Genomic DNA, 11752 nt, shown 5'->3' with positions numbered 1-11752 from the left:
GCAGCACCGCCGACGCCGGTTCCTCGTCCGCCGTCGGTGCCGGCCCCGGCGTCCGGGTCCGCGCGCGTCGCGGCCCCGTCGTCCGGATCGGGCCCCGGCGCGGGGCGCGCGCCGGCCCCGGTCTCGGCGAGGAGAGCGGCCAGCCGCTCGGCGGGCAGGCTGGGCAGGCCCGGGTGCCCGGAGGAGGTCGGGTCGGGCGGGGCGTAGGGTGCGCGGTCTCGTCCGCGGGACACGGTGCCGGTCATGGCTCCAGCCCACCCCGGACGGAGGGACCGCGGGGCCGGTCGTGGGCCCGGTGGGGACCGCCCGCGGCAGGCCCGCGCCTGGGGAGGGCGGGTGACGGGTCAGCGCCGGCCGCGGACCGCGCGGCAACCGGGCCGCGCCGCGGGGCGCTGCACGACCGCGGCGCGGGCGGGCGGCGCCCCGGCGTCGTCGGTCACCTCCGCGGCCCGCCGGCCGCGGTCTGACCCGGCGGGGCCGGGTCAGGCGACGATGTTCACCAGCTTGGGCGCGCGCACGATCACCTTGCGGATCTCGGCGTCGCCCAGCTGCCGGCGGATAGTCTCCGAGGCCAGGGCGAGCTCGCGCAGCGCGTCCTCGGCGATGTCCGCGGGGACCTCGAGCCGGTCCCGGACCTTGCCCTTGATCTGCACCACGGCAGTCACGGTGTCGTCCACCAGCAGGGCCGGGTCGACCTCGGGCCAGCCGGCCACGACGACGGAGCCCTCGTGGCCCAGGGTGTGCCACATGTCCTCGGCGGTGTACGGGGCCACGAGCGAGAGGACCACCGCGACGGCTTCGACGGCCTCCCGCACGGCCGGGTCGGCCGGGCCGCAGCCGGAGTCGATGGCCTTGCGGACCACGTTGACCAGCTCCATGGTCTTGGCCACGACCACGTTGAACTTCCCCGCGTCCAGCAGCTGCGCGGAGTCGTCCACGGCCCGGTGGGCGGCGCGGCGCACGCCCTGGTCCCCGGAGGCCGGATCGGCGCCGGGCGCGCTCGTCACGTCCTGGGCCAGGCGCCAGGCCCGGGCCAGGAACTTCTGGGAGCCCTGCGGGGACACGTCCGCCCAGTCCACGTCGTCCTCGGGCGGGGAGGCGAAGACCATGGTCAGCCGCACGGCGTCGACGCCGAACTCGTCCAGCTGCTCCCCCAGGTCCACGCCGTTGCCCAGGGACTTGGACATCGCCTTGCCCCCGTTGAGCACCTGCCCCTGGTTCAGCAGCGCCTTGAACGGCTCGGTGAAGTCCACCAGCCCGAGGTCGTGCAGGACCTTGGTGAAGAACCGGGAGTAGAGCAGGTGCAGGATCGCGTGCTCCACCCCGCCCACGTACTGGTCCACGGGCAGCCACCTGCGGGTCTGCTCGAGGTCGAACGCGGCATTCTCGTCGTTGGGGGACGCGAAGCGCAGGTAGTACCAGGAGGAGTCCACGAACGTGTCCATGGTGTCGGTGTCGCGCAGGGCCGGCCCTCCGCAGGCGGGGCACTCGACGTTGACCCAGTCCTCGGCCGCGGCCAGCGGGGAGCGGCCCTTGGGCGCGAGCTGCTCGCCGCGCAGGTCGTCGGGCAGGCGCACCGGCAGCTGCTCCTCGGGCACGGGCACCTCCCCGCAGGCCGGGCAGTGCACGATCGGGATGGGGGCGCCCCAGAAGCGCTGCCGGGACAGCAGCCAGTCGCGCAGCCGGAAGTTGACCTGCCGGTTGCCGGTGCCGGCGGCCTCCACGATGGAGATGGCCCGCTCGATGGCCTGCGCCTTCTCCAGCCCGTCCAGCTCGCCGGAGTTGATCAGGGTGCCCTCGCCCGTGGTGGCGATCCCGGTCACGGCCGGGTCCTCCTCGCCGGTGTCCAGGACCGCGCGCACGGGCAGGTCGAAGGTGCGGGCGAAGTCGAGGTCGCGCTGGTCGTGGGCGGGCACGGCCATGATCGCGCCGGTGCCGTAGTCGGCGAGCACGTAGTCGGCGGCCCACACGGGCAGCCTCTCCCCGGTCAGCGGGTTCACCGCGTGGCGGCCCAGGAACACCCCGGTCTTCTGCCGGTCGGTGGCCTGGCGCTCGATGTCGGACAGCGCCTTGACCTGCTCGCGGTAGGAGGCCAGCTCCTCGGCGTGCTCCGGGGCGACGATCTCCCCGGCCAGCTCGGCGTCGGCGGCGACCACGAAGAACGTGGCGCCGTGGAGGGTGTCGGGCCGGGTCGTGAACACGGTGACCTCGCGGTCGGACCCGTCCTCGCCGGCGCCCTCGATGGCGAAGCGCACGTGGGCGCCCTCGGAGCGGCCGATCCAGTTCCGCTGCATGGCCAGCACCCGCTCGGGCCAGTGGCCCTCGAGCGCGGCCATGTCGTCGAGCAGGCGGTCCGCGTAGTCGGTGATCTTGAAGTACCACTGGTTCAGGGCCTTCTTCGTCACCGGGGTGCCGCAGCGCTCGCACGCGCCGTTCACGACCTGCTCGTTGGCCAGCACCGTCTGGTCCTTGGGGCACCAGTTGACCGGGGAGTTCTTCCGGTAGGCCAGGCCCTTGGCGTGGAACTGCAGGAACAGCCACTGCGTCCACCGGTAGTACTCGGGGTCGGAGGTGTGGATCTCCCGGGTCCAGTCCGCGCTGATGGCGTAGCGCTGGAACGAGGCCTTCTGCGTCTCGATGTTGGCGTAGGTCCACTCCGCCGGGTGCGCGTCGCGCTTGATGGCGGCGTTCTCGGCCGGCAGCCCGAAGGAGTCCCAGCCGATCGGGTGCAGCACGTCGTAGCCGCGCTGGCGCCAGTACCGGGCCACGACGTCGCCCATGGCGAACGCCTCGGCGTGGCCCATGTGCAGGTCCCCCGAGGGGTACGGGAACATGTCGAGCACGTAGCGCCGCTCCCGGGAGCCGTCGTCGAGCGGCTCGTAGACCTTCTGCTCCGCCCAGAACGACGGCCACGCCGCCTCGATGGCGCGGAAGTCGTATCCGGTGCTCTCGGTCGTGTGCTGCTGTTCGGTCACGGTCCTCGCCTTCGCGGTGGTGGACCGCCGCCGGCCAGGGAGCGGGCGGCGGGCGGTCGCGTGGGCGCACCCGGGCATCACAGGGACCCGGCGGTGCGCCGACGGTGGTGGAATCCGTCCCATCCTAGCCCAGCGGCCCCCGCGCCCGGCCCGCGAGCGCCGGGGCGCAGCCGCTAGCATCGAGAGCGGGCCGGGGCGCACCGGGTGCTCGCGGGCCCCTCAGGGAGGACATCATGGCGGCAGGGACCGGCGCGCGGGACGCGGGGCCGGGCGAGGGGGTGCCGGGCAGCGCGGTGGAGACCCCGTACGCGGAGCGGCGCAGCCTGGTGCTGGACGGGCACAAGGTGCGCTACTGGTTCTACGACGTCGACCGGGCGCCCAAACCGCTGCTGGTGATGGTGCACGGGTTCCGGGGGGACCACCACGGGCTGCAGCTGCTGGCCGACCGGCTGCGCTCGCGGTACCACGTGGTGGTGCCGGACCTGCCGGGGTTCGGGCGTTCGGAGCGCTTCCCGGACCGGCGTCACGACGTGGCGGGGTACGTGGACTTCCTGCGCCGTTTCGTGGAGGAGCTCACCGGCGGGACGGTGCGCGACGGCGGAGGCCGGCGCGGCATCGTGGTGCTGGGGCACTCGTTCGGGTCGGTGGTGGCCGCCCACTTCGCCGCGGCGCACCCGGGGATGGTGGAGCGGCTGGTGCTGGTCAACCCGATCTGTGAGCCGGCGCTGGAGGGCGGGCAGGCGCTGCTGAGCCGGCTGACCGTGGGCTACTACCGGCTGGGCCGGGTGCTGCCGCGGCGGCTGGGGCGGCGGCTGCTGTCGAGCTGGTGGATGACGGATGCGATGACGTCGGTGATGACCACGTCGCGGGATCCGCGGGTGCGCGGCTACGTGCGCCATCAGCACCGGGCGTACTTCTCGGCGTTCGCGGACCGGGACGTGCTGCTGGAGGCCTACGAGGCGTCGGCCTCGCACACGGTGGCGGAGGTGGCGATGCAGCTGGGGATGCCGACGCTGCTGGTGGTGGGGGCGGAGGACCCGCTGGGCTCCGTGGCGGCGCAGCGGCGGATGGCCTCGTGGGTGCCCCGGCACCGGTTGGAGGTGCTGGAGGGCGTGGGGCACCTGATCCACTACGAGGCGCCGGCGCGCACGGCGGAGCTGGTCCACGAGTTCCTGACCTCCCCGGCCCCGGAGCCGGTGGAGCTGCACGAGCAGCTGCCCGCGGCCGACCTCGCGGGCCCGGACACGGGGCCGTTCACCGCGCCGTTCACGGGGCTGCAGCGGATCGTGCGGCGGGGGCGGAGCCGGTGAGGCTGCTGATGGACGCCCGCTACACGCGGATCGGGCGGCACGACGGGATCAGCCGCTACGGGGCCGGGCTGATCGAGGCGATGGCCGGGCTGGCCGGGAGCACGCCGGACCTGGAGCTGGCGGTGCTGGTGAGCGATCCGCGGCAGCTGGGCATGCTGCCGGAGGTCCCGCACGTGCGGGGGCCCTCCCCGGTCTCGGCGGCGGAGGCCGTCACGGCGCTGGTGCTCAACCGGTACGCGCCGGACGTCGTGTTCTCGCCCATGCAGACCATGGGCTCGGCGGGACGGCGGCACGGGCTGATCCTGACCCTGCACGACCTGATCTACTACGACCACCCCACCCCGCCCGGAGACCTGCCCGCGGCGGTGCGCGCGGGCTGGCGGGCCTACCACCGGGCGTGGTGGCCGCAGCGGGTGCTGCTGGACCGCGCCGACGCCGTGGTCACCGTCTCGCGGACCACCCGGGAGCTCATGGCCGCCCACCGGCTCACCCGGCGCCCGGTGCACGTGGTGCCCAACGCCGCCCCGCCCGGTGCGGTGCTGCCCCCGGAGCAGGCTTTGTCGCGGCTGCCGCGGCGGGGGCGGCTGCTGCTGTACATGGGCTCGTTCCTGCCCTACAAGAACGTGGAGACCCTGGTGCGCGCGGCGGGGCGGCTGCCCGGGTACGAGCTGCACCTGCTCTCGCGCATCTCCCCCGCCCGGCGGGCGCAGCTGGAGGCCCTGGTCCCGGCGGGGGCGCGCGTGGTGTTCCACGACGGGGTGGACGACGCCGAGTACGCCGCCCTGCTGGGGCGGGCGGCGGCGCTGCTGACGGCGTCGCGGGCCGAGGGCTACGGGCTGCCCGTGGTCGAGGCGATGGCGGCCGGGACGCCGGTGGTGTGCAGCGATCTGCCGATCTTCCGGGAGGTCGCCGGGGAGGCCGCCGCCTACGCCGCCCCCGACGACGACGCCGGCTTCGCCGCGGCGGTCCGGGCGCTGGAGGACCCGGCCCGGGCCCGGGCGCAGGCGCTGGCGGGGCTGGAGCGGGCCCGGGCGTGGTCCTGGGCGGACTCGGCCCGGGAGCTGCTGGCCGTGGCCCGGGGCGTGCACGAGCGGCGCTCGACCCGCCGGTGAGCGGGTCCCGCCGCGGCCGGGCTCAGGGCAGCGGCCAGGTGTGCACGGGCTCGTTGCGGGCCATGTGCCGGGCGTAGCGGGCGAGCATGCCGCGCAGCGCGGTGGGCCGGTCGGCGCCCTGGGCCTCGAGGCGCTGGACCGCCTGCGTCTGCCAGGTGGCCCCGTTGACCCCGGCCACGCACCGGGCCTCGATGATGCCGAGGTAGCGCTCCCGGACCTCCGGGGCCACGCCCCACTCCTCCAGGCCCTGGTGCGCCAGGGGCAGCAGGTGGCGCAGCACGAGCTCGTCGACGCACAGCTCACCGGCGCCGGGCCAGTACAGGCGGGCGTCGATCCCGTCCCGCGCCGCGCGCTCGAAGTTCTCCGCGCAGGCGGCGAAGCTCATCCGTGTCCACACCGGGCGTTCCTGCCGGGCCAGGACGCGCACCGCGCCGTAGTAGAACGCGGCGTTGGCCAGCACGTCGGCGATCGTGGGTCCCGCCGGCAGCACCCGGTTCTCCACCCGCAGGTGCGGCACGCCGCCGACGACGTCGTAGATCGGGCGGTTCCACCGGTAGATCGTCCCGTTGTGCAGCCGCAGCTCGGCCAGGCGCGGGGCCCGTCCCGCGGCCAGCTCGGCGGCCGGGTCCTCGTCGGAGCAGTCGGCCAGCAGCGCCGGGAAGTAGCGGACGTTCTCCTCGAACAGGTCGAAGATCGAGGTGATCCAGCGCTCGCCGAAGAACACCCGCGGCCGCACCCCCTGGTTCTTCAGCTCGACCGGCCGGGTGTCGGTGGACTGCTGGAACAGCGCGATCCGGGTCTCCGCGTGCAGGCGCCGGCCGAAGAAGTAGGGGCTGTTGGCCGCGAGCGCGACCTGCACGGCGGACAGCGCCTGGGCGGCGTTCCAGTGGGCGGCGAAGCCGGTGGGGGCGACCTGCAGGTGCAGCTGGACGCTGGTGCACGCCGACTCGGGGGCGATGGAGTCGCAGTAGGCGTCGACCCGCTCCCCGTCCGGTCCCTCGAGGTCCAGGCGGATGTCCTCCCCGCGGGCCACGAAGATCGAGTCGTTGAGCGCGCTGTAGCGGTTGTTGGCGCTGATCCACTCCCGCTCGTAGTGCTCGGGCCGGAGCGTCGGGAGGATCCCGATGGCCATGATCCGCGAGCCGGTCTCCCGGGCGCGGGCGTCGGCGGCGTTGAGCGAGGCGCGCAGCTCCTCCTCGAGCTCGAGCGCGGCGCGCCCGGGCAGCGGGCGCGGGGGGACGTTGAGCTCGATGTTGTAGCGGGCGAGCTCGGTCTGGTAGCCGGGGTCGGCGATGGCGGCGAGGACCTCGGCGTTGTGGAAGGAGGGCTCGAAGTGCTCGTCGACGAGGTTCAGCTCGATCTCCAGCCCCGTCATGGGGCGGTCGAACTCGAAGGAGCTGCGGTGCAGCATGAGCTCGAAGACGTCGAGGTCCTGCCGCACCTTCTCCCGGTAGCGCTGGCGCTCCTCGCGCGTGTAGCTGCGGGAACGGACCTCTTCTCCCACGGTGACCTCCCCGGACGACGGCGGCGGCACTGCCGCTCGGTCCCACCCCACCACACCGGAGGGCGCAGGCCAAGACCTCCGGCACCGTGACGGACCGGGCCCTAGGATGAGGGGATGCCGTTCCTGGACCGTGTGTCGCGCTGGGCCGGGCAGCGCCCGGACGAGCCCGCCGTGGTGTGCGGCCCCGAGCGGCTGAGCTGGGGGCGGCTGCGCGCCCGGGCCGCGGCGCTGGCCGCCTCGGGCGAGCCCACGGGCCTCCTGCGGCAGGCCAACGGCGTGGACTTCGCCGTCCGGTGGGCGGCCGGGGTGGCCGAGGAGCGGGTGTGCGCCGTGCTGGACCCCCTCGGCCCCCGGCAGCGGGCCGAGGCGGTGCGGCGGCGCCTGGCGGCCCGGCTGCCCGCGGCTCCCGTCCCGGCGCGGCTGCGCGACGGGGACCCGGACTCCGCCTTCCTGATCGGCCTGACCTCGGGCACCACCGCCGTGCCCAAGGCCTTCAGCCGCAGCCGGCGCTCCTGGCAGCGCTCCTTCGAGGCCTCCACCGGCTGCTTCGGCCTGCGTCCCGGGGACCGCGTGCTGGCCCCGGGACCGCTGTCGGCGAGCCTGAACCTCTACACCCTCTCCGAGTGCCTCTGGGCCGGGGCCGCCTTCCACACCCAGCCGCGCCTCGACGTCGCCGCCGCCCACGCGGAGATCACCGGCCGGGGCGTCACCCGCCTGGTCGGGGTGCCCGCCGTGCTGCGGGTCCTCGCGGAGCGCGGCCTCGCCGCCGGCGCCGACGCCGCCGGGCTCACCGCGGTCGTGAGCGCCGGGCAGGCCCTGGACGGGCGCACGCTGGACGCGGTGCGCCGCTGGGCCCCCCGGGCGACCGTCTGGGAGTACTACGGCGCCGCCGAGCTCGGCTTCGTCGCCGCCCGCCGGCACGGCCCCGGGGAGCCCGCCGCGCCGACCGGCACCGGGGTGGGCCCCGCCTTTCCGGGGGTGGCGCTGGCCGTCCTCGACGACGCCGGCCGTCCGGTGCCGGAGGGGGTGCCCGGCACCGTGTGCGTGCGCTCGGAGCTGGTCTGCGACGGCTACCTGTGGGGCGACGACGGTCAGGCCTTCGGAGAGCTGGGCGGCATGGCCACGGTGCGGGACCAGGGCGTCCTGCGCGGCGGGCAGCTGCACGTGCTGGGCCGGCTCTCGGACATGGTCGTCACCGGCGGGCACAACGTCTACCCGCAGGAGGTCGAGGCGGCCCTGGCCGCGGTGCCCGGAGTGGCCGAGGCGGTGGTGACCGGGGTGCCGGACGGCTCCCGCGGGCAGCGGGTGGTGGCCGGCATCGTCCCCGGCCCCGGCGGGGTGCGCCCGGGCCGGCTCCGGGAGGCCGCGGCGGCGCGGCTGGCCCCGCCCCAGCGCCCCCGGCACTACGTCGAGCTCGGCGAGCTCCCCCTCACCGGCCACGACAAGCTCAGCCGCCGGCTGCTGCGGGACTGGGTCCTCGACGGAGACCACCGTGTCCGCCCGCTCGGCTGAGCCCACCGCCGGGCCGGCCGATCCCCTGCTGCTGCTGGGCCGGCGCACGCCCCTGGCCCGCGCCGGGACCCTGCTGGACGGGGTGCCCGTCCACCGGCTCCTGGCCCCGGTGCTGCGCCGCCTCGTGGAGGACTCCGGAGTGGACCCCCGGCAGCTCTCCGACGTCGTGGTCGGCAACGCCGTGGGCGCCGGCGGCAACCTCGCCCGGCTCGCCGCCCTCGAGGCCGGTCTGCCCCTGTCCGTGCCGGGGCTGACCGTGGACCGGCAGTGCGGCTCCGGGCTGGACGCCGTGGTGCTGGCCTGCCGGCTCGCCCGGGCGGGGGCCGGACGGGCCTTCCTGGCCGGCGGGGCCGAGAGCATCAGCACCGCGCCCCTGCGCGGACGGCGGCAGGCGGACGGCCACGTGGAGTTCTACCGCCGGGCCCGCTTCGCCCCCGAGCACCTGGGCGACCCCGACATGGGACCGGCGGCGGAGACGGTCGCCGGGGAGCACGGGATCGGCCGGGCCCGGCAGGACGCCTACGCCCTGCGCAGCCACCGGCGGGCGCTCGCCGCCGCGGGCGCCGGGGTGTTCGACGACGAGCTGGTCGCGGTGACCGGCCCGCGCGGGAGCGTGCACGCCGACAACGGCCCGCGGCCGCGGCTGGACGCGGCCCTGCTGGCCCGCTTTCCCGCCGCCTTCGCCCGCGGCGGGACCGTGACGGCCGGCAACTCCTGCGCCGACGCGGACGGGGCGGCCGCCGTCCTGGTTGCCCTCCCGGCCACGGCGCGGGAGCTGGGCCTGCGCACCGGGCTCGCCTTCCGCGGCGCGGCGACCGTGGGGGTGGACCCGGCCCGGCTCGGGCTCGGCGCGGCCGTGGCCGCCCGGGAGCTGCTGGGCGCCCAGCACGTGCCCGCCGACCGGCTGGCCGCCGTGGAGTTCAACGAGGCCTTCGCCGGGCAGGTGCTGGCCTGCACCGACCTGCTCGGCGTGGACGAGGACGTGCTCAACGCCGACGGCGGCGCCCTGGCCCTCGGGCACGCCTACGGGGCCTCCGGGGCGGTGTCCGTGGTCCGTCTGCTCGCGCGGGCCCGCGACCTGCCGGAGGGCAGCCTGCTGCTGGCGATGATCAGCTCCGCCGGGGGCATCGGCACCGCCGCGCTGTTCGAGAAGCGCTCGCTGTGACCGGGCCCGCCCGGGGCGTGCCCGATGGACCCGTGCGGGAACGGGCCCGCCGCGCGTCGGGCCGGCGCCGGTGCAGGGCAGCGCTCGCCCGGGACAGCGCTAGAGCAGGTCGGTGACGTCGCAGCGCACGTGCACCGGCGGGTGCTTGCGCAGCGCGGAGGCCTGGGCGCGGGCCGCCCGCAGCCGCCGGGTCACCTCCCCGGCCACGCCGTAGCCGAAGAACAGCAGCGCCCGGTGCGGGGCCGGCTCCCCGTCCGGACCCGCCCCGTGGTCCTCCAGCGGGGTGGGCCCGATCACCCGCACCGCGGCCGGCAGCTCGAGGTCGGCCAGGAACGCCGCGACCGCCGCCGCGGGCCCGGTCAGCGCCGCCGAGCGCACCGCGGGCGGCAGCCCGAGGGCCTGGCGCTCCACGAGCTCCCGCTCGGCGTGGCCGGCCGGGTCCCAGCGCACGAACGCCCCCACGGCGCTCTCGTGCTCGGCGGTGACCACCACGACCCCGCCGTCCCGGGCCCGGCGGACCAGCGCCGCGGCGTTGAACCACCGGCGCAGCGTCTGCTCCGCCGCGCGCAGGGCCGGGCGCATGAGCATCTGGTTGCCGTCGAGCAGCAGCGCCGCCGCGTAGCCGCCCTCCGCCACCGGCTCCGCCCCCGGGGTGGCCACCACCAGGGCCGGGCTGCCGGGCACCTCCGCGCGCACCGCCTCCCCGGAGGACGCGACGACCGGCACCTGGGGAAAGGCCCGCCCCAGCTCCTCGGCCGTGCGCAGCGCCCCGACGGTGACCAGGCGCATCCGCCGGGACCCGCACGCGGCGCAGGCCCAGGAGTGCGCCGAGCGCCCGCACCAGCCGCAGCGGGGCACCCCGCGCCGGGACACCACCCCGAGGGGTCCGTCGCAGGCGGTGCACCGGGCCGGCTCCCGGCACCGCTCGCAGGCCAGGTGGGGGGCGTAGCCGGCGCGGGCCACCTGCACCAGGACCGGGCCCCGCTCCAGCCCCTCCCGGGCCGCCCGGTAGGCCGTCTCGGGCAGCCGGGCGCGGGAGGCCAGCGGGTCCCGGGCGGCGTGGAAGGAGTCGGCGGTCGAGACGATCCGCGGCATGTGCACCCGCAGCACCTCCCGCGCCGGGGCCAGCCGCCGGGCCCAGCCGGAGACCACGAGCCGCTGGGCCTCGGGGCTGACCGCGTGCCCGGCGAACAGCGCCCCGCACCCGCTGCGCCCGGCCCGCAGCAACAGCACGTCGCGCACGTGCTGGTAGGGCGCGCGCTGCTCCACGAGGTTCTCGTCGCCGTCGTCGAAGCAGGCCACGAGCCCGAGGTCGTCCACGGGCGCGTAGGCGGCCGAGCGGGTGCCCAGGACCACCCGGACCTGGCCGGTGGCCGCGGCGAGGAACGCCCGGTAGCGCGGGGTGGGCCCGTCCTCGGCGTGCAGGCGCACCAGGTGCTCGGCGCCGATCTCGTCCACCACCGAGCGCTCCAGCCGGGCCAGCGCCTTCTGGTCGGCCACGACCGCCACCGCCCCGCGCCCGGCCCGCCAGGCGGCACCGATTGCGGCGGCCAGCACGTCCGTCCAGTCGTGGGCGGGATGGGCGGGCAGCACCTCGACCACGGCGCGCGGGGCACCGCCGGCGCCGAGCTCGGCCAGGAACTCCGGCCCGCCGGCGTAGTCCGCCAGGGCGGCGTCGTGGGAGGGTCCGGGCACGTGCGGGGACAGGCCGGTCGAGTGCCCCGGCGCCTCGGCCAGGCGCTGCTCGACCTCCTTCTCCACCCGGGCGACCCGCGGCGGGACCGCCAGCCGCACGACGTCGGCGGTGGTGCCGGCCGCGCGCGCGGCGATGTCCTCGGCGAGCAGGGCGATCTCCGGGGTCAGCACGGGCAGCGGGGACAGCACCCGGCGCAGCGGCTGGATCCGGGCCATCACCTCCGAGTCGGCGGCCCGCTCGAGCACGTAGCCGGTCAGCTCCTGGCCCGCGAAGCCGACCTTGACCCGGGCACCGGGCACCGCCGTGTCCGCCAGCTCGGCGGGCACGGCGTAGTCGAAGGCCCGGTCCAGGTGCGGGACGTGGGTGTCCAGCAGCACCCGGGCCACGGGATCGGGCTCGGCCAGCAGCGCCGCGCCCACGCCCTTGGTGTCCGGCCGCGGCGGGCGCGGCGGGAAGCCCGAGAGGAGCGACAGCTGCC

Annotated in this window: 7 protein-coding genes and 1 pseudogene; 4 read left to right on the top strand and 4 right to left on the bottom strand. The window is 76.6% G+C overall.

Annotated elements, in window-relative coordinates; translation table 11 throughout:
• Both ABL57_RS07870 and leuS read right to left on the bottom strand, forming a co-directional pair.
• Nucleotides 1-245 (bottom strand): annotated as a pseudogene (locus tag ABL57_RS07870) (hypothetical protein); the annotation flags it as partial.
• 237 nt (nucleotides 246-482) lie between these two features.
• Nucleotides 483-2975 (bottom strand): leucine--tRNA ligase, encoded by a 2493-nt coding sequence (gene leuS, locus ABL57_RS07865; protein ID WP_047802908.1) that lies wholly within the window; start codon nucleotides 2973-2975, stop codon nucleotides 483-485.
• A gap of 233 nt (nucleotides 2976-3208) precedes the next feature.
• Here leuS and ABL57_RS07860 point away from each other — a divergent pair, with 233 nt between their 5' ends.
• On the top strand, nucleotides 3209-4285 hold the full coding sequence (locus ABL57_RS07860) for an alpha/beta fold hydrolase (protein ID WP_053004821.1): 1077 nt from the start codon (nucleotides 3209-3211) through the stop codon (nucleotides 4283-4285).
• Entirely contained in the window at nucleotides 4282-5397 is a 1116-nt protein-coding gene (locus ABL57_RS07855) for a glycosyltransferase (RefSeq protein WP_047802907.1), read from the top strand. The genes ABL57_RS07860 and ABL57_RS07855 overlap by 4 nt, the downstream gene beginning before the upstream one ends.
• A gap of 22 nt (nucleotides 5398-5419) precedes the next feature.
• Here the strand turns inward: ABL57_RS07855 and ABL57_RS07850 are convergent, their stop codons facing one another.
• On the bottom strand, nucleotides 5420-6901 hold the full coding sequence (locus tag ABL57_RS07850; RefSeq protein WP_047802910.1) for a glutamate-cysteine ligase family protein: 1482 nt from the start codon (nucleotides 6899-6901) through the stop codon (nucleotides 5420-5422).
• A 114-nt stretch (nucleotides 6902-7015) separates the two neighbouring features.
• On the opposite strand from ABL57_RS07850, the gene ABL57_RS07845 reads away from it, so the two are divergent.
• A complete protein-coding gene (locus ABL57_RS07845; RefSeq protein ID WP_047802906.1) occupies nucleotides 7016-8413 on the top strand; it encodes a class I adenylate-forming enzyme family protein in 1398 nt (465 codons plus the stop codon).
• The gene (locus tag ABL57_RS07840; RefSeq protein ID WP_047802905.1) at nucleotides 8394-9578 is read left to right on the top strand and encodes a thiolase family protein; all 1185 of its coding nucleotides are present in this window, start codon (nucleotides 8394-8396) and stop codon (nucleotides 9576-9578) included. Before ABL57_RS07845 ends, ABL57_RS07840 begins: the two co-directional genes overlap by 20 nt.
• Nucleotides 9579-9677: 99 nt before the next feature.
• On the opposite strand, the gene ABL57_RS07835 is transcribed toward ABL57_RS07840, so the two are convergent.
• Nucleotides 9678-11752 (bottom strand): primosomal protein N' (locus ABL57_RS07835; protein WP_047802904.1); only part of this gene is annotated, 2075 nt, incomplete at its 5' end.

The organism is Kocuria sp. SM24M-10 (assembly GCF_001027955.1).
Classification (GTDB): domain Bacteria; phylum Actinomycetota; class Actinomycetes; order Actinomycetales; family Micrococcaceae; genus Kocuria; species Kocuria oceani.
This window is presented reverse-complemented; position numbering and strand designations above follow the sequence as displayed.

What these genes read in the sequence shown, in the direction of transcription:
- ABL57_RS07860 (WP_053004821.1), top strand. Translation starts at nt 3,209, where the DNA reads ATGGCGGCAGGGACCGGCGCGCGGGACGCGGGGCCGGGCGAGGGGGTG.
- ABL57_RS07845 (WP_047802906.1), top strand. Translation starts at nt 7,016, where the DNA reads ATGCCGTTCCTGGACCGTGTGTCGCGCTGGGCCGGGCAGCGCCCGGAC.